Origin of the sequence: Streptomyces sp. NPDC058291, assembly GCF_042880855.1 — a bacterium.
Lineage (GTDB): Bacteria > Actinomycetota > Actinomycetes > Streptomycetales > Streptomycetaceae > Streptomyces.
Genome location: NZ_JBHVYK010000068.1, coordinates 3,307 through 25,042 on the forward strand (window position 1 = coordinate 3,307; position 21,736 = coordinate 25,042).

Consider the following 21,736-nt stretch of genomic DNA (forward strand, 5'->3'; position numbering starts at 1 on the left):
CCCCGGCGGCCCGGCCGGCGGCGGGTGGGCTGCTACCCCCCCCCCCCGCCACCCCCATGCTGCCGGCCCTCTGCGCGGTCCCCCCCGCTTCTGTCGTGCGTCGCTCGGGTCAGCGGTCCAGCACCGCGGCGAACACCTGCGCCAAGACCTGCTCCGCGTCCCGGCCGCCGGCCGTGCTGCGCCAGGCGACGTGCTGGTCGGGACGGACCAGGAGCGCGCCGGCGTCGGTGATCCCCCGCACGGCCTCCCAGCCGCCGTCGACGTCGGCGTAGTCGCCGCCGGCGCCGATGCGGACCGTGCGGACGCGGACGGAGAACTTCTCCGCCACCCGCGCGGCCGCCTCGCACCACGGCGTCCCCTCCGGGCCCGTGATCAGCGTGAAGTCGGTCCGGCCGGTGAGGTCGAGCGTGGACAGACGCCGGTCGCCGGACGTGATCCAGGCGTGCGGCAGCCGGTGACCGGGGCGGGAGGTGGGCCGGTGCTCGTTGCGCATGGGGACGCGGGCCGGCGGCTCGCTGCCGTCCGCGACGAGCGCGCCGTCCTCGTAGTGGAAGCCGACCTCCATGTCGAGCGACTGGCACCCCCCGCGGTGGGTGTGGAAGATCTCCAGGGCGCGCGCCCGCACGGTGTCGCCGAGCGGCGAGGGGTCGAAGTACGCCTCCAGCCGCTGCTTGCGGCGCCCCGCCGGGATGTTGTGGCCGGCGCCCACGGCGTCGATGACCGCCTGGTGGTGGACGGCGGCGGAGACCGCCCAGTCGACGTTCTCCCGGCCCACGGGCCGGCGCTCGGCCTCGTAGGTGTCGATCAGGCCGTCGCTCGCCCGGCCGCCGAGCACCGCGGCCAGCTTCCAGGCCAGGTTGTGGGCGTCCTGGATGCCGGTGTTCAGGCCGAGGCCGACGGCCGGGGGCTGGCGGTGCGCGGCGTCGCCGGCGATCAGCACGCGGCCGACGCGGTAGCGGTCGGCGAGGTGCGCGTGCACGATCCAGTCCGTCACCTTGTGCACCGTCACCTGAAGGTCCGGGATGCCCAGCAGCTCGCGGATCCTGGGGACGACGCTCTCGTTGTCCCAGCGTCCGGGCGGGCCGGGGGCGAAGTGCAGCCCCCACTGCTCGCACTCCTTGCCCCAGCGCGGCCCCATCTCGATGAGGTTGCTGGACAGCTCGGGGTCCTCCGGGCTGAGGAAGTGCGTGATGAGCGTGCCCTCCTCCCACCACGGCGACAGGTCGGCGGAGAAGTACACGGTGGTGGTGTTGACCAGTCCGGGCGGGCCCTGCAGCTCGATGCCGACCTCGGCTCCGACCATGCGGCCGCCGTCGGCCCCGATGAGGTACTGCGCCGTGACGGTGGTGATCTCCCCGCTCTCCAGGTCGCGCACCTCGGCCACCACGTGGTCGCCCTCGTCGGAGAAGGACGTCAGCTCGTGGTGGAACAGGATCCGCCCCGGATTGCGCTCCTGCGCGTGCCGGCGAAGGATCGGCTCCAGCCACATCTGCGGCAGCTTGGCGGGCAGCAGGGGCCCGGCCTTCGCGTAGACCTCGCGCAGTTCACCGCCGCCGAAGGCGTCCATCTCGTGGATCAGACGCCGGTCCAGCGGTCCGTCGCCGGCGAGCGTGGTCTGCCAGCGCACCTTGCCGAACTTCTCCAGTGGCGCCGCCTCGGCGAGCACGTCGTCGGCGACCCCGTGCTGCCGGTAGATCTCCATCGTGCGCTGGTTGAGGTAATGGGCCTTCGGAACCCTCGATGTGTCCGGGTGCCGTTCCACCAGCAGATGATCGACGCCCTGGTCGGACAGGAAGACGGAGGCGGACAGGCCGCATCCGCCACCGCCCACGATCAGAACCGGAACCTCGATGGCTCCCATATTCGCCCCTTTAGGATCGACCGATGCCTTGCCAGTCGCAGCCTGGCAAAGTCCTCTTCAGCACCGGTCAAGCACGACTGGACCGCAGCGCGCCGGCCGGTCCCGCGGGTGACCGGCCGGCGCGGGCGCAACGGGCGGCCGCGGGTGCGGCCCGGGGTGCGGCGGGTCAGCCGAGCCAGACGCCGTCGCGCATGAGGGTGCGTCCGGCCAGCTCGTTGGCCTCCCGCCAGGCCTGGACGCGCCGGGGCCGGACGCGGAAGTACTGGTACGGCTCGTCGAGCTTGCGCGGATCGAACCCGGTCTTGGCCGCGAAGGCGTCGCCCAGCTCCTCGCCCAGCTCGCTCACGTCCACCGCCTCCGCGACACCGTCGACGAGCACGACGTCGCGCGTCGGGCCCAGACCGAGCCGCACCCGGCCGTCCGCCAGCAGGTTGCGGCCGGTGACCGAGTCGCGGGGCGTGGAGACGAGGATCGCGGTCCCGTCCCAGAGGTAGGACAGCGGGATCAGGTGGACGCCCTGCGAGGCGCCCGCGCCCGCCGTGGCCACCCACAGGTCGACGTCGTTCTCCAGTCTCGTGCGAGTGTCCCGCAGCCTTTCCTCAAGTCCGCGCGCGGGTGGCTTCGTCGTCATGCTTCCTCCGTCGGTGTCGGGGGCGGGTCGTCTCAAAGGGTCTTCGCCGGCCGGGCCTCGGGCCCGGCGGCCGCCACGGCCGCCAGCGCCCGGACGGCCGCGCGTACCCCGATCATGTCGTGCGCCCGGTGGGTCACGAAGCGCACGTGTCCGTTCGGCAGCGGCAACGTGCGCACCCCGTGGGCCGCCAGGCGCTCGGCGCACTCCCCGGCGGACAGCCCGGGCAGCCGCGCCATGACGATGTTGGTCGGCCGCGGCGGGCGCATCACCTCGACGCCGGGCACCGCGTCGAGCAGGGCGGCGAACGCGGCGGCCCGCTCGTGGTCGGCGGCCAGGTCGGGCAGGCGGTCGAGCGCCACCAGGGCCGGCGCCGCGAGGACGCCCGCCTGGTGCAGGGAGCCGCCCAGCCACCCCCTCAGCTCGCGGGCGCGGTCCACGTACGCGCGCGATCCGCACAGCAGCCCGCCGGCGGGGGCGCCGAGCCCCTTGGACACGCAGAAGGTGACGCTGTCCGCCGGCCCGGCCAGCTGCGCGGGCGGCACGGAGAGCGCCACGGCCGCGTTCGCGAGCCGGGCGCCGTCGAGGTGGAGATGCGCGCCGTGCCGGTGGGCCAGCGCGGCCACCGCACGCATCGCCTCGGCGTCCAGGGCGTTGCCGGAGCACATCATGCTGGTGTTCTCGACGCAGACCACGGTCGGCGGGCCCGCCCCGGCGGCCAGCAGCGCGGCCAGGGCGTCGAGGTCGGGCAGGCCGTCGGGGCGCTGGCGCACCGTCAGCAGCTCGACTCCGCCGAACCTGCGCAGCCCGTCCGCCTCCAGGAACGCCATGTGGGTGTCCGCGCCGGCGATCACCCGGGGGGCGGGCGACGCCGGCGGGCCGGACACGGCGAGCGGGGCGAGCAGGTTGGCCAGGGTGCCGGTGGGCGTGAACAGCGCGGCCTCGGCGCCGAGCAGGCCGGCGACCCGCTCCTCCAGGAGGGCGACCGTCGGGTCGTCGCCGTACACGTCGTCGCCGACCTCAGCCTCGGCCATCGCCCGGCGCATCCGCGCGTCCGGCACGGTGCGGGTGTCGCTGCGGAAGTCCAGGTGCGGGGAGCCGGGGCGCGCCACGGCTCTACCGCCCCGGCCGGTGGGCCACCCAGACGGCGCGGGGCCTGGTGTAGCCCTCCACCGCGTGCAGGCCCAGCTCCCGGCCGTACCCGGACTGGCCGAGGCCGCCGACGCTGACCGTCTCCTCGGTGTCGCCCCAGGTGTTCACCCACACCATGCCGGCGCGCAGGACCCGGACGAAGCGCTCGGCGCGATGGGCGTCCGAGGTCCACACCGACGCCGACAGCCCGTACGCGGTGTCGTGCGCGAGGGCCAGGGCCTCTTCCTCGGCTCCGAACGACGCGACGGACAGCACCGGCGCGAAGATCTCCTCCCGCCAGGCGCGGCTGTCGAAGGGCGCCCCGTCGACGATCGCCGGATGGACGAAGAACCCGCCGTCGAGGTCGTGCAGCACCGAGGAGCGGCCGGGCGGGAGGATCACCCGCGCGCCGCCCGCCGCCGCCTGCGCGACCACCTCGGCCGTGCGGTCAGCGGCCGCCCGGCTGATCAGCGGACCGAGATCGGTGCCGGCGTCGGCCGGCCGGCCGACGGCGAGATGGGCCGCCAGCTCGGCCACGCGGCCGACGAACTCCTCGTGCACCGCCCGCTCCACGATCAGACGGGAGCCCGCCACGCACACCTGGCCGGTGTTGCCCGTGAAGCCGGTCACCACCGCCCGCGCCGCCGCGTCGAGGTCGGCGTCGCCGAAGACGACGACGGGACTCTTGCCGCCCAGTTCGAGGGAGACGGGCTTGAGGCCGTCCGCGCAGCGCCGCGCGACCTCCCGCCCGGCCGCCGTCGAACCGGTGAAGGTGACCATGCCGACGGCCGGCCGGTCGCACAGCAGCCGGCCGGTCGCCGCGCCGCCGTAGACGGCGCCGAGCACGCCTTCGGGCAGCACCTCGCCGGCGCGGTCGACCAGGCGGCGGATCGACAGCGGTGTCTCCGGCGCCGGTTTCACGACGACCGTGTTGCCGTGGGCGAGCGCGGCGGCGATCTTCCAGACGGCCAGCAGGAGCGGGTAGTTGTTCGGGGCGATGGCCGCGCACACCCCGACCGGCACCCGGTCGGTGTAGGTGCGCATGCCGGGACCCGCCGGATGGGTCTCCCCGACCGGGTACCGGGCCGCCGCCGCGAACCAGTCGACCACCTGGGCGGCGAAGTCGACCTCTCCCAGGGCGCGTGCGGTGGGCTTGCCGGCGCTCAGCCGCTCCAGCGCGGCGAGCTCGTCGCGGTCCTCGCGCAGCAGGTCCCCCAGCTCGCGCAGCAGACCCGAGCGCCGGGCCGGGGAGGTGTCGGCCCAGACCTTCTCGAACGCCGCCCCGGCCCGGGCCACGGCGGCGGCGACGCCGGACGCGTCGGTGTCCGGCACGTGCGCGACCGTGCGGCCGGTGGCGGGGTCGAGGACCGGACGGTTTGGCCCGCTCATCCCAGCACCGCCGCGTTGCCGGCGAGCCGCAGCGCGCGGTCGATCGCGCCCACCAGGCCGTGGAACGCCTCCGGCCCGAGGCCCGCGCCCGCACTGCCGAGGAGTCTGAGGTCGTACCCGTCGGGGTGCTGCCACCAGGCGTCGCAGGCCCCGAACTCGGCGCTGACGTAGCCGAGGTGGAGCGGGCGGCCGTCGAGCTCGCGGATCTCGACGGTGGCGGGGTGCTTGTCCCGCTGCGGCGGGAACGCCAGCCGGCCGCCGCCGGTGCGCTGCGCCGTCAGACGCAGCTCGCCGCCGGACGGCGAGGAGTAGACGACGTCCAGTTCCCGCACGGCGTCGCCGTCGCCGAACGTGGCGGCGCTCTCGGCGCGGAAGTCGCCGACCGTCACCGGCACCCCCTGGGCGGTGAGGAAGCCCACGACCTCCTCGGAGGGGACCCAGCCGCCGTCGTGCTCGCGACCGTGCCGGTGGAAGTGGAAGACGCCGGTGGGCACCGACACCATGTCGGCCGGGCGCCTGGCCCAGTAGCTCAGTTCGGCGAACGGGGTGGCCAGCACCCTCGGCACGGCGTCGGGCACGGCCGGACGCAGCCCGGCGAACAGCGCGACGAGCTCGTCGTCGGTGAACTCGCCCTCCAGCACGGACAGTTCGACCGTGGTGCGGGCCAGCCGGGCGCTCGCGGCCCGGTGCCCCAGGTAGTCGACGCCGAGCCAGACAACGCGGCCCCCGCCGATCTCCGCCGGCCGGGTCCCAGAGCCCCACAGGCACGGGTGGTCGGCGGCCGGGAACGCCCAGTCGTACAGGAACTGCTTCAGACGCAGCCGCCGTCCCCCGCCCAGGACCTCGGTGCGGTAGCCGGCGGGGTTGGCGTCGCTCCACGGGGTGCGGCCCTGCGCCTCCACCCGGCCGGGGGGCGCCTCGCGGCGCAGTGTGCCGACGCCGGCGTGGCATCCCGCGGGCAGCCGGGACGGCCGCCACAGCACGAAGTTGCACCAGTCCTGGGCGCTCGTCTCCTCGATCGCCGGGGGCACCCGGTCAAGATCGGCCGCGCGGTCCAGGACCTGCCAGCGCCACGGGGGTACGGGACTGCTCACCATGACTCCTCGGGTGGGTGCGAAGCTCCGCGAGGTGGCCGAGCCAGGCGGAGGTGGAGGCAAGGAACATCCACTCGCCGACGCCCAGTTCGGCCCGCAGTCCGGCCGGCAGCGGCGGCAGGCCGAAGGGGGCGCCGAGTCCGTCGGCGAGATCGGCCAGCCGGCGGACGTACCGGGGATCGGTGGGGGTCGGGAAGCCCTGTTTGGGGCGGTGGCGCACCGAGTCGGGCAGCAGGTCGGCGAGCGCCTCCTTGAGCAGCCCCTTGTGGCTGCTGCCCGGCTCGCCGGAGTCCTTCAGGTGCTCGGGGCAGCGGAAGGCCAGCTCGGCGAGGGCGACGTCCTGGAAGACGGGCCGGTCCTCCAGGGTGAAGGTCGCCGACGTGGCGTCGACCATGTCGTTGACGTAGACCAGGAAGCGCCGCAGCAGATGGTGCCGGCCGCGCTTGAGCGGGGAGGCCGTCTTGATCGCCCGGTACTCGTCCATGGTGCGCTCCCACACCAGGTCGGTGACGGCCGTCATGTCGACGCCGAGCTCGTGCGCCATCCAGCTCACCAGCCGCGCCCAGACGGGCCGTTCGTCCGGGTACAGCTGGTGCGTCAGGTAGTGGCGCCCGTGGACGAAGGTGGGCGCGTAGGGGTCGACGACCGGGAAGTAGCGGCCGGCCTGGTACCCCCACAGCTCGTCGGCGCCGTGGCCGGAGTAGACGACCACGTTGCGGTCGCGGGAGATCGCGCCGTAGAGGTGGTGCATGGCCAGCTCCGCGCCGTGCAGCAGCGGCCGCATCAGCCGGGTGGGCAGGACGGGCACCAGCTCGGCGGCGCGGTCGCGGTCCAGGTCGCACACGGTCAGCGGCACGCCCAGACGGGCGGCGGCCTCGGTGGCGTGCACCACGTCGTCGCCCGAGCCGCCGACGCCGTCCTGGTAGCGCAGGACGTACCCCTCCACGGGCACGCCCAGCGCGGTCAGGGCCGCCACGGCCGCCGTGCTGTCGACGCCGCCGCTGAGCACCGCCGCCCGCGGGACGTCGGACACGGCCCGCTCGGCGATCGCCCGGTCGAAGGCGGCCCGGATCTCCTCGGCGCTCACCAGACCGTCCACCGGCGTGGGCTGCCAGTACCGGTGGGTGCTGGTGCCGGGGCGGTCCACCGACAGGTACTCGGCGGGCTGCAGGGCCCGCACCCCGCGCAGCCAGGTGTGGTCGTCCGCCGCGTCCATGCGGATCCAGGAGCGCAGGACGTACTCCTCGGGGTCCACCTCCGGGGTCACCAGACCGGTGCGCAGCAGCACTCCCGGCTCGGAGGCGAACAGGAGCCCGCCGTGGGTGAAGGCGTAGAACAGCGGCTTCACGCCGAAGTGGTCGCGGGCCAGCACCACACGGCCGGTCCACGTGTCGTGCCAGGCGAGGGCGAACATGCCCGACAGCGGCCGCAGCGCGGCCGCGGGGTCGTCCTCGCGGCACACCTGCTGCAGGACGAACTCGGTGTCGCAGGCGGTGCGGCGGGGCCACAGCGGCTCGGCGGGCGAACGGGAGCCGTAGACCTCGCCGTTGTGCACCAGGACGATCCGCCCGGTGGGGTCGGTCATCGGCTGGTCGCCCGCCTCGGAGCGGTCGCGGACCGCCAGGCGCGTCGCGCACAGCATGACGGTGCCGCAGGCCGAGACGTAGGGGGCGCAGGCCGCCTCGCCCCGGTGCGCCATGGCGCCGGTCATCGTCCGGCCGAGGGCGTCCATCCAGTCGGCGTCCCGGCGCCCCTCGAAGCTGACGAAGCCCGCTATGCCGCACACGCGCCGGCCTCCGCCCCGCCCCACACCCGCCACAGCCCGGCCAGGCCTTCGGCGAACACGTGCTCGATGCCGTGGTGTCCGCCCTCGTGCTCGCGGTAGGCGTGCGCGACGCCGAGCGCGTCGAGGCGCGCGTGCAGCGCGCGGACGCCCCAGTGCATGCCGTAGTCGTCGCGCTCGCCGACGCTGAGGTGCAGCAGCCCGAGGCCGGCCAGCCGGTCGGCGTGGGCGGGCGGCATCCGCACCGGGTCGTGCCGCAGCCACCGCTGCCACACCTCGTCGCGGAACAGGCCGGTGGCGGGGTCGCACGGCAACGCGTCGGAGGGCGTGGTCCCGGGGGCGTCGGCGTAGCACATGCCCATCGCGACGATGCTCATCGCCACCATGAACGGCACGTCGTGCGGGCCGCTGTCACGGCGGGCCAGCAGCTCCTCGACACCGCCGGCCGCCCGCACGGTGTCCAGCGCGGCGGGCACCAGCGGCAGATAGCAGTGCTCGAACCCGGCGTCCGGCGAGAAGGCGAGCACCGCCGAGAACAGGTCGGACGTCATGCCCGCGACCAGCGCGCCGTATCCGCCGCTCGACTTGCCCGCGACGGCGCGCCCCGCCGCCTCCGGCACGGTCGCGAACCGCCGGTCCACCTCGGCGACGACCTCCGCGAGCTGGCCGGCGTAGCGGCCGCAGGCGGCGGAGTCGATGTACTGCGAGCCGCCGTAGGCGGTCGTGCCGTCGGGCACGACGAGCAGCGCGGGCGGCACCCGGCCGTCCGCCATCGCCCGGCCGAGCCGGTCGGCGACGGAGCCGCCGAAGGCGAGCGCCCGGTTGGCGAGGCTGGGATGGGCGCCGAAGCCCGGCAGCCAGTACACCACCGGGAACCGCCGGATGCCGTCGTAGCCCGGCGGAAGGTGCACCTCGACGCGGCGGCGGTGCGGATCGCCCAGCGGGTTGCCCCGCAGAGCGGCGCTGTCGTGATCGAAGAAGACCGGCTCGCTCATGGCCTGCTCTCCTGACGCGCCGCGCGCTCCACGTGGCGGGTGTAGAACGACGGATGGTGGAAGACCGCGGACAGCAGCACGCCGTCGCTGGCCCACAGCCCGAACGAGCTGCCGAACAGCAGGTCGGCGTCGAGCATGGCCTCGAGGGTGGAGGCCGCGATCTCGGTCCAGCCCTCGCCGCCGGCGAGATGGGCGCGGGCCGGACCCGGGGCGAGCCGCGTGACCCGGCCGGCCACCGGGTCGAGCAGGAAGGACGTCTCACCGCCGTCGTCCTCGTACAGCGAGACGACGTGGCGGCCGGCGCCGTGGTCCAGCGCCCGGTACCAGTAGTCCGTCGCCACCAACCGGTCGAGCAGCTCGCGCAGCAGGTCCTCGGCGTCGCGGGTCTGCCGGCCGTGGCGGTCGACGCGGGCGTCGAACGGCGGCACCGGGGTGTCCGGGTCGAGCGTCACCGCGGCGTAGACCTCGTCGAAGTCGTACGCGCCGGGCGCCACCGGCCCGTCGGCCAGGGCGGCCTTGCCGTCCTTGACCTCGATCACCTGGCCCGGGCCCCACAGCAGTCCGTCGCGGCCCAGCTCGTCCAGGCGGCGCAGCGCCTGCACCGGGGTGAAGGGGAAGATCGTGCGGTTGCACCAGTCGTAGTCGCGTGCGCCGTCGCCGCTGATGCGCCAGCCGAACGAGGAGGGCACGGTCACGGCCGCGGGGATCGCGTCGACGTACCGGTCGAAGTTGGCGACGGCGCGGGCGCGCACCGCGTCCGGGTCGCTCAGCGGACGGCGTTCGGTGAGCACGCCGGGCGGCGAGATGCTGTGCGCCGGGACGAACACGGCGTCCAGCCTGGGCGCGTCGGCGCGGCGGAAGGCCGCCACGGTGTCCTCGTGCAGCAGCGCGTCGCCGCACAGCATGACGGCCGCGTCGTCGGTCTGCACCAGCACGCTCATCTCCGGGAAGGACACGGCCGAGGGGAACGTCCGCAGGGTCGCCCCGCCCAGGGCGATCGTGTCGCCCGGCGTCACCGGCTGCAGGTTCTCGTAGCCGAAGCGGCGCAGCGTCCAGGCGATCGCCTGGTGCCCGAGCCCGGACGCGGTCAGCTGCGGCGGCACGGGTCCGGTGGGGTAGACGCAGGTGACCGCGGAGCTCTGGCGCGGGCTGTCGTCGAAGTCCACGTCCGCGCCGTCGACCAGGCGCAGCAGCGAGGGGAAGTGGTGGTGGTCGAAGTGGTGGTGACTGAGCACCACGTGATCGACCCCGTCGGCGAGCACCTCGCGCACCAGCCGGTCCGGCAGCGCCGGGTGGTGCTCCCAGAAGCGGTCCAGGCGCTGGGTGAGCCACGGGTCGAAGAGGATGCGCTCCGTCCCCGTGTCGACGAGAACGGCTGCGTGGCCGAGAGAGGTCAGTCGCATCAGTCGCTCGTCTCGTACACGCAGCGGAAGCCGACCTCGTTGTGCCGGTCGGTGATCAGGTCCTTGCCCCGGTAGAACGTGGTCAGGCAGGTCGGCGGGGAGGTCCAGGTGCCGCCGCGCAGCACGTGGAAGGCCTCCTTGCGGTTCATGAAGTCCAGCGGGTGGCGGCCCTTGAAGAAGGGGTCCATGTCGTCGCCGGTGTAGAAGTTCGTCCGCGTCAGTTCCCAGACGTTGCCCGACATCTGCACGCAGCCGTAGGGGCTCGCGCCCTGCGGGAGGGCGTCGGCGGGCAGCACCGGATGGGCGGGGTTGTCGCCCTGCGAGATGGTGACCAGCAGCGCCTCCAGGGAGTCGAGGTCGGCCACCTCCTCGCCGAACGACCGCTCCACGTAGTTCACCCGGTCCGGGTCCCACTCCTCGCCCCACGGGTAGCGGCGGCCGTCCACGCCGCGCGCGGCCTTCTCCCACTGGACCTCGCTGGGCAGCGAGCCGCCCGCCCACTTCGCGAAGGCGTGGGCGTCGTACCAGTCGATGCCGACGACGGGCAGGTCGGGCGCGTTGAAGCGCCGGTCGTGCCAGTGCGCCGGGCGGTGCGAGCGCTCCAGCGGCTGGTCCGGGTGGTCGAACTCGCCGGAGTCGCCGACCTCGTCGAGGAACTCGCGGTAGCGCGCGTTGGTCACGGTGGTCCGGTCGATGAGGAACGCGGGCACGTCCACGGCGCGCAGCGTGCTGTCGTCCTGCGCCATGCGGAAGGCGTCGGGCTGCTCCTCCGCGCCGATGATCGCCGGGCCGCCCGGCACCAGGACGACGTCGGCGGTGCGCCGGGGGCGCTTGCGCGCCGCCTCGATCCGCGCCCGCATGTCGGAGAAGTACTCGTCCTCCAGGCGGCGCAGTTCGGCCGGGTCGCGGGTGCCGAAGACGGCGATGAGGGCCCGCTTGGTGAGGGCCGCGCCGCAGCCGACGGGCTTGCGCGTCCAGTCGGGGCGGGTGAAGTTGCTGGGCCAGCCGGAGATGCGGACCAGGTCGGGGACGGCGGCCGCGATCCGGTGCTCGGCGATGACCTTCAGCGCCGTGAAGGCGACCCAGTCGACGGTGTCGTGGGTGGCGGCGGCCACGGCCGCGTCGGCGGCCGGATCGCCCCCGTGGTGCCCGGCCAGCAGCCGCACCGCGCCGGCCCGCACCGGCCACTCGGGGTGGCTGACCGCGACAGACGCCAGCAGCGGTATCCCGTCGGCGGCCCGCCCCCGGTCCTCGGCCAGCGCGACGACGCGTTCCACCGACGCCCAGTAGCGCTCGTCGGTGGAGTCGTCGATCACCAGCAGGTCGGCGGGGATGTCGATGACTTCTGAAACGCGATTGCCTACCATCTCGGCCTCTCTCGGACGACGCGCCGCCCGTACGGATTCGATTCCATACGGGCGGCGGGTTTCGCTGGTCAGCGGATCACCACTTGCTGGTCTCCTGCTCAGCGTCACGGGTTTCGATGAAGTCACGGTCGCTCATGTGTCACTCCTTCCGCCGTATATCGAGTTGTCGCGGACCGGATCGGCCGCACGGCCCGGAAGCTTACGGAAAGCGCGGAAGGCACGGCAACGGCCTTGATACGCGCACGTTGAACATGAACATTTCCGTGATATTGCGGGTCGGTTCGCGACGAACCGAGGCGAGGAGAGGGAGAGAACAATGGGCGACACGCATTACCGTGAGCATTACCGTGACGTGCGGGAAAAAGGATTCGTGCGACTCCCCGGGCTGGCGGCGGGCGACGCGCTCGCCCGGCTGCGCGGCGCGGTGGACGACCTGAAGGAGCTCGTCCGCGACCGCACGGTCTCCAGCGGCGACTTCGTCCTGGAGGCGCCCGGAATCGGCGGCTGGGCCGCCTGGCAGCAGGGCGCCGAAGCCCTTCCGGGGGTCCTGAGGTCGGCCGACCGCATCCACGAGCACGTTCCCGAGTTCGCGGCCGTCCAGCGGTCGCTGGACCTGGCCGGCGTGCCGGTCGCGGGGGCCGCCGGAAGCCCGGGCACGCTGGTCAACGCGTTCCTGTGGGCCAAGCCGCCCGTGGTGGGGTCGGCCAAGCCCTGGCATCAGGACATCGCCTTCGCACCGCCCTCGTTCGGCGCCGCGGAGCACGGCATCGTGACCATCTGGATCGCGCTGGAGCCGGCCACCGTGCACAACGGCTGCCTGGAGTTCATCCCCGGCTCCCATCTGCTCGGGCTGTTCCCGCACACCGGGGACCGCGAGCGCCTGCCCGGCGAGCCGCCGCGGGCGGACGCGGTGGAGCCGCACGTCGCGGACGAGCACCTGCCGCGCACGTCCGACCCGGTCGCCGTGCCCCTCGAGCCCGGTTCGGCCGTCATGTTCGACGGCATGGTGCTGCACCGCTCGGCGCCCAACACGACGGCGACACAGCCGCGCACGGCCGTCAGCTTCGTCTACCGGGTGCCGCGGCCGACGTGGACCCGGATGGAGCCGGCCGCCGTCGCCCGGGCGTGACGTTCGACCGCGGCGGGTCCGCAGTCGAACGGGGACGTCAGGATCCCGCCGCGCCGTCGAGGCCGTAGAAGGCGGCGCCGTCGAGGTGGCGGATCGTGTTCAGGTCGCGCTGCACGACCTCCTCCAGGTCGTGCAGCAGCGTCACGACGAGCGGATAGGTGAGGTCGTCGACCGTGCGGTCGATCTCCTGACCCGGCTTCACCAGCGTGACCAGGCCGTGGAAGCTCTCCAGCCGCTCGATCTCGTCGATGCCCCGGTACTCGCTGAGCACGCCCTTCACCGGCGAGACCATGCCGACGATCGCGCTGTGGCGCCGCAGCCGGTACGGGGTCCCGGCCCGGGCGTGGAACCGCTCGGGACGCAGACAGGCGTCGACGGTCCACTCCAGCTGCGACTCGCCGATGCCCAGGCCGGCGCAGGCCGGGATGCCGCCGCCGGCGATCCGGGCCCCGACCTCGACCAGGCACGGCCCCTGCGGGGTCATCCTGATCTCCAGGTGCGCCGGGCCGTGTCGGATGTCCAGCGCGTCCAGCACCTCGAACGCGTAGGCGCGCAGGGGCTCCACGACCCGGCTCGCCGAGTCGATCAGCGACAGGGCGTCGCACAGGTCGACCACCCCGTTCGCGCTGATGCGGCTGGTCCGCCACACGTCGCACAGGTGGTGGCGGCCGTCCCGGCTGACGGTGTTCACCATGTACTCGGTGCCCGGCAGGTACTCCTGCGCCACGGCCCCCTTGTTGGGCTGGGAGAAGACGTCGTCGGCGTCGGCGAGGGAACGGAAGGCCGCCACCGAGTCCTGCGGGCTGTCGCAGAAGAAGACGCCCTGACTGCCCGCGCTGCGCGGCGGCTTGACGACGACGCGTCCGCCCAGTTCACGATGCCAGGCCGCGAGTTCGTCCGCGTCGGTGGCGCGCAGCTGGCGGGCGGCGCGAAGTCCCGCGGCCCGTACGGCCTCCACCATGAGATGTTTGTCGCGCCGCGCGGCGCTGAGAGCCGTGCCGTTGCCCGGCAGACCGAGCCGCTGCGCGAGCAGGTCCGCGAACTCCACCCCGCTCTCCCCGCCCGCGACCACCGCGACCGGCGCGAACGCCTTGACAGCCTCGATCGTGGATTCCAGGTCGCCGTCGTGGACGATATCGGCGACGAAGTCGTCGGGCACGAACGGCGACGCGCGATAGACGTACGGAACGTCATGGGTGCTCTGCACACGCACAAGGGAACATCCCTGTTCCAGGAATGTCAGAACGAGTGAACGGACCGCTGCGTAGGCGTCGACCATCACGATGCACGGGCGGCCCTCGGTGGCTGCTGTCATGTGTTCAAAGTAGAGAGGGCCGTCCCTCGCGGAAAGGCGTTCAACTCTGAGATCCTCCCCCTTCGGAGGAGTACCTGATGACGTCTTTTCCCACGGGGCTGCGCTCGCCGCACTGCACTCCGGTATTGCTGTTCGTCAATACGTCCGGCAGTTTTCTGGTCCTGGTGAGCCTTTCCACGCTCGTGGGGTCGGCCACCGGATCGGGGCTGCTCGCCGCAGCCGTGCTGAGCGCGCCGTGGCTGCCCGCGCTGCTGATGGCCGCGCCGCTCAACCGGCTGCTCAACCGGCGCGCCCCACAGCGACTCGTCCGGCTGGCCGAGACGGCGAGCCTGGCACTGACCGCGGCCGCGCTCCTGACACCGCAACGGGCACTGCTCGCGGTCGCCGGCGTACTGCTCCTGGTCCGCGGGTACTTCGAGGCGGTCACCCGCGCGGCCACCGCGCTCGTGCTGCGCGACACGGTGGCGCCGCGGCGGCTGGACCGGGCCAACACCGTGGCCGAGATCGGCAAGCTGACCGGCGTCAGCGTCGGCGCGGCGCTGGCCGGCCCGGCCTCGGCGGTGCTGTCGCTGCGCGGACTGATCGCGGTCAACGCGGCGACGCTGGTGCTCAGCACCCTGCTCGCCTGGGCGCTGCCCTCCGCACCGAAGCAGGCCGCGGAGGGCGCCGAGGACGGCGCCATGGCCGACTCCACGGGCGGCGCCGGAGCCGGCGCCAGGAGCACGGCCGGCGCCCGCCCGCGTGTCGACGACCCGGTGCTGCGCAGGCTGTTCGCCCGGTTCCTGCTGGTGTCCTTCTGGCAGGGCTTCCACACGGTGGCCGTCACCGTCGTCCCGGTCCAGGTGCTGGGCGGCGGCACCCGCCTGGTGGGTGTGTTCGTCGCCGTCTCCTCGGTGGCCCTGTTCGCCGGCTCGCTCGCCGCCCTGCCGGTCCAGCGCCACCTCTCCCGCGTGCCCTCGGCCGTCTGGGCGGTCCTTCCCATGCCACCCCTGCTGGCGGCCGTGCTGGCAGGCCGCACCGTGCCGACGCTCGCGCTGTACGCGCTGTTCCTCGTCCTCTTCGAGGTGGCCTACCTCCACTACAACAACCGGCTCCTGGCCACGGCCTCCGCCGCCGACCTGCCGTCGGTGGTGACGCTGCGGGCCACCCTGCTCCCCTCGGGCGTAGCGGTCTCCATCCTGGCGCTGGGCGCGCTCTGCGACCTGGTGGGCCCGCTGTCCACCGCCGGTGTGGTGGCCGTGGTCACCGTCCTCGTCACCGCCTCGACCACCGCCCCCGGGCAGGCCTGGAGACGACCCGTGCGGGACGCCTGACCAGGGTGGCGAGGGCCGCGAGGGCCGACCGGCGCGGCGTCCGCCCGTGATCCCCCGTTCCCGACCCCAAGGAAGTGCCGTCGTGAGAGTCCTCATCGTGCCGTTCCCCTGGAAGACGCACGTGTTCAATCTGGTGCCGCTCGCCTGGTCGCTGCAGACGGCCGGGCACGAGGTGCGGGTGGCCGTCTGGCCGGATCTGCTCGACGCCGTCACCTCGGCCGGGCTGACGGCCGTGGCCGTCGGGCCCGGCGAGACGGCGGAGGTGCGCGGCCGGCGGGACCGGCGCCAGACGTCCGACCGCGCCGCCGCGGCCCAGCGGCCCGCCCAGCAGGGACTCGACCCGCTGTTCGACCTCCGGCCGGACCGCGAACGGCTGAGCTGGGAGCAGATCTCCAGGGTCTTCGACGACCTGGTGCTTCCGCAGGCCCGGCGCTCCAACGACTCGATGACGGAGGACCTGGTCGCCCTGGCCCGCGCCTGGCGGCCCGATCTGGTGCTCTGGGGCGCCAAGGCGTTCGCGGGGGCGGTGGCCGCCGAAGCGGTCGGCGCGGTGCACGCCCGGGTGCTGTACTCCGTAGACGTCTACACCCGCATGCGGGAGGACTTCCTGCACGCCCAGGCCCTGCAGCCACCGGAGCGGCGCACCGACGCGCTGCGCGACTGGCTGACGGGCTGGGCGGGCCGCTACGGCGTCGAGTTCTCCGAGGACCTGGTCAACGGTCGGTTCACCGTCGCCCCGCTGCCCGAGGCCTTCCGGCCCGACGCGCGGCCGACCACCCTCCCCGTGCAGTACGTCCCCTACAACGGCCCGGCCGTCGTGCCCGGGTGGCTCGCCGAGCCGCCGGCGGCGCCGCGGGTGCTGATGACGTTCGGCGACTCGGCCGACGACGGGCCGGTTCGGCTCCCGCTGCCCGTCGAAGGCGTCCAGGAGATCCTCGACTCGGTGGCCGGCCTGGAGATCGAGCTGGTGCTGGCCCTGCCGCCGGACGCCCTGCGGGAGCTGCGCGAGGTGCCGGCCAACACCCGCGTGGTCCATTCCGTGCCGCTGGGCGAGGTGCTGCCGACGTGCTCGGCCGTGGTGCACCACGGCGGCACCTGGTCGTTCGGCTGCGCGCTGCGCCACGGCGTGCCCCAGCTGCTCATCGGCCGCGCGTTCGACGCGCCGCTGAAGTTCCGGTGCCTGCGAGCCGCGGGTGCGGGGCTGGCCATGACGCCCGCGGAGGCGGACGGCCCCGCGGTCCGTGCCGCACTCGTCCGGCTGCTCGACGACCCGGCTGTCCGGGCCGGCGCCGCACGGCTGCGCGAGCAGATGCTGGCCATGCCCACGCCCAACGAACTGGCACGGACCCTGGAGACCCTGGTCGCCGCCCACCGGGCCGGCCCCGTGGCGGCCCTGCGCTGACCGGCCGGCACGGCGGGTCCGGGCGGACCGCGCGACCACGAGAAACGGGCCCCGCGTGATCATCACGCGGGGCCCGTCCCGTCGGGTGCGTCAGCAGGCGCCTCAGGACGCGGGCACCGGGTCGGCCGCCGCCTGGCAGACGGCGTCCGTCCCCTCCTTGGACGCGGGACGGGTGCCGTTCCGGAAGAAGTCTCCGACGTACTTGTTCAGGCAGGTGTTGTTGTTCGCCGACAACGCCGCACCGACGTTGTGGCCGCCCTTCTCCAGGATCAGACGGGAGTTGGGGAACAGCGCGTGCGTCTCGACGGCGCCGGCCACGCCGTGCGCGGTGTCGAACTGGGGCTGCACCAGCAGCACGTCCACCTGGTCGTCGCCGATCGCCAGCGGCTTTCGCGCGGGCTGCGGCCAGAAGGCGCACGGCGCGTCGTACCAGGCGTTGGGCCAGGTCAGGATCCGCGCACCGGCCTCGTACTGGCGGGAGCGGTCCTTGCTCCAGCGGTTCCAGTTCTGCGGCCAGGGGCCGTCGAGGCAGTTCACCGCGTTGGTCATCGCGTGCCGGTTCTGGTGCGGGAAGCCCGGCGGGGTGTAGCCGGTCCGCAGCGACGTCGGATCATCGCGCACCACGAAGTCGGAGAGCACCTTCGCCCGCGAGAGCCAGGTCCAGCTGCGGTAGACCACCGGCTCGAACATGTCCGCCCACTCCGCCGGGCCGATCTTGCCGTCGAGGGGCGCCGCGGCGAGCGCGTCCTGTGCCTTGTAGTAGTTCGCCTCGACCGCGGCCTCGGTCGTGCCGAGGTGGTAGACGCCGTCGTACTTGGCGACCCAGGCGAAGAAGATCTCGGCGTTGCGCTCCGACAGCACGTTCTTGCGCAGGCTGTTGCGGTACCCCACGCCGCTGGGACGCACCACGCTGTCCAGCACCATCCGCTCCAGCCGGTCGGGGAAGAGCGTGGCGTAGACCGAGCCGAGGTAGGTGCCCCAGTCGGTGCCGAAGTAGGTGATCTTCTCCTGGCCCAGCGCGATCCGCATCCGGTCCAGGTCGCGCGCCGCCTCCTCGGTGCCGAGGTGCTTCAGCACGTCCCCGTACTTCTCGCCGCAGCTCGCGGCGTACGCGCGGGCCCGCTTCACCCACTGCTGCTCGGCCGCGGGCGTGGCGGGCACCGGGTCCGGCTGCGCTTGCCCGGGGTCGAGATAGCCGGCGTCGCAGACGACGGCCGGCTCGCTGGCGCCGACGCCGCGCGGATCGAAGCCGATCCAGTCGTAGGCGGCGCCGACGTCCCTGGCCAGCCCGGTGGTGCCCGCGGCGTACCGGGTGGGCAGGTCACGGCCGATGCCACCGGGCCACTGACCGCGGTTGAGCACCACGACGCCCTTGTACTCGCTGTCGGGGACGGTGTGCCTGGCCCGGGTCAGCGCCAGGCTGATCTGCCTGCCCTGGGGGGCGTCGTAGTCGAGCGGCACCTGCACCGTGCCGCACTCCAGGTTCTTGAGCATGTCGCCGAGCACCGGGTCCCCGCCCGGACACGGCGCCCAGTCGACGCTGCCGACGGCCGGCCCGGCCGCATCGTTCGCCACCGCGACCGGGACGACGGCCGAGCCCACCAGCGCGGCCGCGATCACCGGTATGACCAACGCAAGCTTTCTCACGTGTTTCCCCTCCTAATTCAGCGCGCTCGCAGCGTGGCACCGGCCTGTCGGCTCACGCTCAAGGACGCCTGGAAACCCCCTGGAGGGAAAAGGAGGGACGGTGCGACGGCTTCCCGGATCTCCCTAGCATGAGGCGATCGATTTCCAACCCCGGGAGTGAGAATGTCTGACGCGGCCATCCAGGGAATCAAGACCGTGCTGCACCCGGTGGCGGACGTGGCAGCGGCCAAGAAGCTGTACGCCGCCCTGTTCGGCATCGACCCGCAGACCGACTCGGAGTACTACGTCGGCTTTGACGTCGCCGGTCAGCACATCGGGCTGGTGCCGGCGGGGGCGCAGGACATCACCTCGCAGGTCGCCTACTGGCACGTGGCCGACCTCGACGCGAAGCTGGCCGAGGTCACCGCCGCGGGCGCCACGGTGAGCAGCCCCGCCAAGGACGTCGGCGGCGGCCGCCGCGTGGCGACCGTCACCGACCTCGACGGCAACGTCCTCGGACTTCTGCAGGACAGCTGACGACGCGTCGCGACCAGGCGTCCGCGCCGCCCTCGGAGCCCGCCGAGTCCGTCCCGTTCGTCGAGGGCGTCTCAAGAGGGCTTCGAGGGCGGCCGTCCAGCCTCACCGGACAGGGTGGGCAGGCGACGCCGTCGCCCCGCACGACGCAGAGACGACCGCTTCGACGCGGCGGTTCCGCGCCACCGCGGCGGCGCCCGGACGGGCGGAACACCAGCGAGGCCCTCGCCCCGTCGGCAGGCGAGGCGTCGGCCGACGAAGCCCGCGGCACACCATCCGTCCCCTCAAGGAAAAGGGAAAAGGACATGCTTCGAGCGTGGAACTCCGACTGCGGCGTGATCGCATGAACATCCTCGTCACCGGCGGCGCCGGATTCATCGGCTCGCACTACGTACGGACCATGCTCGACGGGGGCTATCCGGGTTTCGAGGACGCGCACGTCACGGTCCTGGACGCGCTGACCTACGCGGGCAACCGCGACAACCTCCCCGCCTCGCACCCGAGGCTGTCCTTCACCCACGGGAACATCCTCGACCGGGAGCTGCTGAGCGGCGTGCTCGACGGCCAGGACGCGGTGGTGCACTTCGCGGCCGAGAGCCACGTCGACCGTTCGATCGCCAGCGGCGCGGCGTTCGTGCGCACCAACGTGGAGGGCACGCAGGCGCTCCTCGAAGCCTGCCTGGCGGCCGGCGTCGAGCGGGTGGTGCACATCTCGACCGACGAGGTGTACGGCTCCATCGAGGAGGGCGTGTGGACCGAGGAGTCCCCGCTGCTGCCCAACTCGCCCTACGCCGCGTCCAAGGCGGCCTCCGACCTGATCGCCCTGGCCTACTTCCGCACCCACGGGCTGAACGTCTCGGTCACCCGGTGCTCCAACAACTACGGGCCCTACCAGCACCCGGAGAAGTTCATCCCGCTCGCCGTCACGAACCTGCTCGAAGGACGCCCCATACCCGTCTACGGCGACGGCGGGCAGATCCGCGAGTGGCTGCACGTGGACGACCACTGCCGGGCCGTGCAGCGGGTCCTCACCGACGGCAGGGCCGGCCAGGCCTACAACATCGGCGCCGGCACGGCCGTGCCGAACCTGGACCTGGCCCACCGGCTCGCCGAACTGTGCGGAGCGGGACCCGACATGATCCGGCACATCACCGACCGCAAGGGCCACGACCGGCGCTACGCCCTGGACCAGGGCAGGATCGAGCGCGAGCTCGGCCATCGGCCGCTGACCTCGTTCGACACCGGGCTCGCCGAGACCGTCGCCTGGTACCGGGACAACCCCACGTGGTGGAAGCCGCTCAAGGACACCGGTGGTCGGCCGTGAGCGCCCCGGCGCAGCTGGTCGCGCGCACCCGGGCGGGGGTCGCCGAACGCCTGGCGCTGTCGGCCGCGACGCCCGAGGGGGCGCACACCGCGACGTCCGAGGTGCCGGGCTGGCTGGACCTGCACCGGCGCTCGGGCGGAACGGTGGTCCGGCGGATCCCGTTCGCCGGACTCGACAGCTGGTCGTTCGCCCCGGACACGGGGAACCTGCGGCACAGCAGCGGGCGGTTCTTCACCGTCGAGGGCCTGCACGTGGTCACGCCGCAGACCGAGTGGCAGCAGCCGATCATCGTGCAGTCGGAGATCGGCATCCTCGGCATTCTGGCCAAGGAGTTCGACGGGATCCTCCACTTCCTGATGCAGGCCAAGATGGAGCCCGGCAACCCCAACCTGGTGCAGCTCTCTCCCACCGTGCAGGCCACCCGCAGCAACTACACCCAGGCCCACGGCGGAAGCGGGGTGAAGTACCTGGAGCACTTCCTCGCCCCCCGGCGGGAGCAGGTGCTCACCGACGTCCTGCAGTCCGAGCACGGCGCCTGGTTCTTCCGCAAGCGCAACCGCAACATGATCGTCGAGGTGGACGGGGACGTCCCCGTCCACGACGGCTTCCGCTGGCTCACCCTCGGCCAGATCCTGCGGCTGCTCCGCCTGGACAACGTCGTGAACATGGACGCGCGCACCGTACTGGCGAGCGCCCCGGCGGTGGCGGCCGAGACGAAGGCGCTCTCGTCCGACTCCGACCTGCTGGCCTGGTTCACGGGGGAGCGGGCCCGGCACGACGTCCGCGCCCGTCTCATGCCGCTGCGCGACATCGCCGGATGGCACACCGACGAGCACGCCGTCAGCCGCGCAGACGGCCGGTTCTTCCGGGTGGCGGCCGTGTCGGTCGAGGGCGCCGGCCGCGAGGTGGCCGGCTGGACCCAGCCGATCATCGAACCCGTCGAACGCGGCGTGGTCGGCTTCGCCTGCCGCGTCTTCGACGGCGTCCCACACGTCCTGGCGCACGCCCGCGTCGAGGGCGGGTTCCTCGACACCGTCGAACTCGCCCCGACCGTGCAGTGCGTACCGTCCAACTACGCCCCCCTCCCGGCCGAGGACCGTCCGCCCTTCCTCGACGCGATGCTGAACGCCTCGCCCGACCGCGTCCGCTACGCGACCGTGCACTCCGAGGAGGGCGGCCGCTTCCTGAACGCCGAGAGCCGCTACCTGATCGTCGAGACCGACGAGGCGACGACGCCCACCCAGCCGCCCCCGGGATACCACTGGGTCACGCCCGGCCAGCTGAACTGGCTCGCAGCGCACAGCCGCTACGTCAACGTCCAGGCCAGGACGCTGCTCGCCGTCCTCGACGCGGCACTGCGGGGCAGCGGCGCGCCCTGAGCCGGCCCGGGTCCGCCCATGAGGTCAGGCCCTGTCCGGGAAGAACCACCGGACAGGGCCTGA

At 73.4% G+C, this 21,736-nt stretch carries 17 protein-coding genes; 6 read left to right on the plus strand and 11 right to left on the minus strand.

The window, feature by feature from the left end:
- Positions 1-109: 109 nt before the first annotated feature.
- The 9 genes from ACFVYK_RS28020 to ACFVYK_RS28060 all read right to left on the minus strand — a co-directional run bounded on the left by ACFVYK_RS28020 (position 110) and on the right by ACFVYK_RS28060 (position 11,651).
- Positions 110-1,861: an FAD-dependent monooxygenase gene (locus tag ACFVYK_RS28020; RefSeq protein WP_389778800.1), complete on the minus strand. Its 1,752-nt coding sequence runs from the start codon at positions 1,859-1,861 to the stop codon at positions 110-112.
- A gap of 166 nt (positions 1,862-2,027) precedes the next feature.
- A complete protein-coding gene (locus ACFVYK_RS28025; protein ID WP_389778801.1) occupies positions 2,028-2,492 on the minus strand; it encodes a pyridoxamine 5'-phosphate oxidase family protein in 465 nt (154 codons plus the stop codon).
- A 32-nt stretch (positions 2,493-2,524) separates the two neighbouring features.
- Complete coding sequence (locus ACFVYK_RS28030) at positions 2,525-3,601, minus strand: threonine aldolase family protein (protein WP_389778803.1); 1,077 nt, start codon at positions 3,599-3,601, stop codon at positions 2,525-2,527.
- A 4-nt stretch (positions 3,602-3,605) separates the two neighbouring features.
- Entirely contained in the window at positions 3,606-5,009 is a 1,404-nt protein-coding gene (locus ACFVYK_RS28035; protein WP_389778805.1) for an aldehyde dehydrogenase family protein, read from the minus strand.
- Positions 5,006-6,106: a hypothetical protein gene (locus tag ACFVYK_RS28040; protein WP_389778806.1), complete on the minus strand. Its 1,101-nt coding sequence runs from the start codon at positions 6,104-6,106 to the stop codon at positions 5,006-5,008. Before ACFVYK_RS28040 ends, ACFVYK_RS28035 begins: the two co-directional genes overlap by 4 nt.
- Positions 6,045-7,889, minus strand: coding sequence for an asparagine synthetase B family protein (locus ACFVYK_RS28045; protein WP_389778808.1), 1,845 nt, complete (start codon positions 7,887-7,889; stop codon positions 6,045-6,047). The genes ACFVYK_RS28040 and ACFVYK_RS28045 overlap by 62 nt, the downstream gene beginning before the upstream one ends.
- Positions 7,877-8,881 carry an alpha/beta hydrolase gene (locus ACFVYK_RS28050; protein ID WP_389778810.1) on the minus strand — a complete coding sequence of 335 codons (1,005 nt, stop codon included), beginning with the start codon at positions 8,879-8,881 and terminating at the stop codon, positions 7,877-7,879. The genes ACFVYK_RS28045 and ACFVYK_RS28050 overlap by 13 nt, the downstream gene beginning before the upstream one ends.
- Positions 8,878-10,284: an MBL fold metallo-hydrolase gene (locus tag ACFVYK_RS28055; RefSeq protein ID WP_389778811.1), complete on the minus strand. Its 1,407-nt coding sequence runs from the start codon at positions 10,282-10,284 to the stop codon at positions 8,878-8,880. The genes ACFVYK_RS28050 and ACFVYK_RS28055 overlap by 4 nt, the downstream gene beginning before the upstream one ends.
- The gene (locus tag ACFVYK_RS28060) at positions 10,284-11,651 is read right to left on the minus strand and encodes a formylglycine-generating enzyme family protein (RefSeq protein ID WP_389778813.1); all 1,368 of its coding nucleotides are present in this window, start codon (positions 11,649-11,651) and stop codon (positions 10,284-10,286) included. Before ACFVYK_RS28060 ends, ACFVYK_RS28055 begins: the two co-directional genes overlap by 1 nt.
- 316 nt (positions 11,652-11,967) lie before the next feature.
- Between ACFVYK_RS28060 and ACFVYK_RS28065 the strand changes: the two genes are divergently transcribed.
- A complete protein-coding gene (locus ACFVYK_RS28065; protein ID WP_389778815.1) occupies positions 11,968-12,780 on the plus strand; it encodes a phytanoyl-CoA dioxygenase family protein in 813 nt (270 codons plus the stop codon).
- A gap of 37 nt (positions 12,781-12,817) precedes the next feature.
- Here ACFVYK_RS28065 and ACFVYK_RS28070 read toward each other — a convergent pair whose 3' ends face one another.
- Positions 12,818-14,095 carry an ATP-grasp domain-containing protein gene (locus tag ACFVYK_RS28070; RefSeq protein ID WP_389778816.1) on the minus strand — a complete coding sequence of 426 codons (1,278 nt, stop codon included), beginning with the start codon at positions 14,093-14,095 and terminating at the stop codon, positions 12,818-12,820.
- Positions 14,096-14,172: 77 nt separating this feature from the next.
- On the opposite strand from ACFVYK_RS28070, the gene ACFVYK_RS28075 reads away from it, so the two are divergent.
- Together ACFVYK_RS28075 and ACFVYK_RS28080 are read left to right on the plus strand one after the other, a co-directional pair.
- The gene (locus ACFVYK_RS28075) at positions 14,173-15,408 is read left to right on the plus strand and encodes an MFS transporter (RefSeq protein WP_389778818.1); all 1,236 of its coding nucleotides are present in this window, start codon (positions 14,173-14,175) and stop codon (positions 15,406-15,408) included.
- 82 nt (positions 15,409-15,490) lie between these two features.
- Positions 15,491-16,810: an activator-dependent family glycosyltransferase gene (locus tag ACFVYK_RS28080; RefSeq protein ID WP_389778820.1), complete on the plus strand. Its 1,320-nt coding sequence runs from the start codon at positions 15,491-15,493 to the stop codon at positions 16,808-16,810.
- Between the two features lie 102 nt (positions 16,811-16,912).
- On the opposite strand, the gene ACFVYK_RS28085 is transcribed toward ACFVYK_RS28080, so the two are convergent.
- Positions 16,913-18,457 carry an alpha/beta fold hydrolase gene (locus ACFVYK_RS28085; protein WP_389778822.1) on the minus strand — a complete coding sequence of 515 codons (1,545 nt, stop codon included), beginning with the start codon at positions 18,455-18,457 and terminating at the stop codon, positions 16,913-16,915.
- Positions 18,458-18,619: 162 nt separating this feature from the next.
- Here ACFVYK_RS28085 and ACFVYK_RS28090 point away from each other — a divergent pair, with 162 nt between their 5' ends.
- The 3 genes from ACFVYK_RS28090 (at position 18,620) to ACFVYK_RS28100 (ending at position 21,673) form a co-directional block, all read left to right on the plus strand.
- Entirely contained in the window at positions 18,620-18,973 is a 354-nt protein-coding gene (locus ACFVYK_RS28090) for a VOC family protein (RefSeq protein ID WP_389778823.1), read from the plus strand.
- A 340-nt stretch (positions 18,974-19,313) separates the two neighbouring features.
- The gene (gene rfbB / locus ACFVYK_RS28095) at positions 19,314-20,294 is read left to right on the plus strand and encodes a dTDP-glucose 4,6-dehydratase (RefSeq protein ID WP_389778852.1); all 981 of its coding nucleotides are present in this window, start codon (positions 19,314-19,316) and stop codon (positions 20,292-20,294) included.
- Positions 20,291-21,673 carry an NDP-hexose 2,3-dehydratase family protein gene (locus ACFVYK_RS28100; RefSeq protein WP_389778825.1) on the plus strand — a complete coding sequence of 461 codons (1,383 nt, stop codon included), beginning with the start codon at positions 20,291-20,293 and terminating at the stop codon, positions 21,671-21,673. Before rfbB ends, ACFVYK_RS28100 begins: the two co-directional genes overlap by 4 nt.
- The last annotated feature ends 63 nt before the right edge of the window (positions 21,674-21,736 follow it).

Bases quoted from the DNA above. Each gene is read 5' to 3' on its own strand.
- ACFVYK_RS28020 (WP_389778800.1), bottom strand. From the start codon at position 1,861: ATGGGAGCCATCGAGGTTCCGGTTCTGATCGTGGGCGGTGGCGGATGC.
- ACFVYK_RS28025 (WP_389778801.1), bottom strand. From the start codon at position 2,492: ATGACGACGAAGCCACCCGCGCGCGGACTTGAGGAAAGGCTGCGGGAC.
- ACFVYK_RS28035 (WP_389778805.1), bottom strand. From the start codon at position 5,009: ATGAGCGGGCCAAACCGTCCGGTCCTCGACCCCGCCACCGGCCGCACG.
- ACFVYK_RS28040 (WP_389778806.1), bottom strand. From the start codon at position 6,106: ATGGTGAGCAGTCCCGTACCCCCGTGGCGCTGGCAGGTCCTGGACCGC.
- ACFVYK_RS28050 (WP_389778810.1), bottom strand. From the start codon at position 8,881: ATGAGCGAGCCGGTCTTCTTCGATCACGACAGCGCCGCTCTGCGGGGC.
- ACFVYK_RS28055 (WP_389778811.1), bottom strand. From the start codon at position 10,284: ATGCGACTGACCTCTCTCGGCCACGCAGCCGTTCTCGTCGACACGGGG.
- ACFVYK_RS28060 (WP_389778813.1), bottom strand. From the start codon at position 11,651: ATGGTAGGCAATCGCGTTTCAGAAGTCATCGACATCCCCGCCGACCTG.
- ACFVYK_RS28065 (WP_389778815.1), top strand. From the start codon at position 11,968: ATGGGCGACACGCATTACCGTGAGCATTACCGTGACGTGCGGGAAAAA.
- ACFVYK_RS28070 (WP_389778816.1), bottom strand. From the start codon at position 14,095: ATGACAGCAGCCACCGAGGGCCGCCCGTGCATCGTGATGGTCGACGCC.
- ACFVYK_RS28075 (WP_389778818.1), top strand. From the start codon at position 14,173: ATGACGTCTTTTCCCACGGGGCTGCGCTCGCCGCACTGCACTCCGGTA.
- ACFVYK_RS28090 (WP_389778823.1), top strand. From the start codon at position 18,620: ATGTCTGACGCGGCCATCCAGGGAATCAAGACCGTGCTGCACCCGGTG.
- rfbB (WP_389778852.1), top strand. From the start codon at position 19,314: ATGAACATCCTCGTCACCGGCGGCGCCGGATTCATCGGCTCGCACTAC.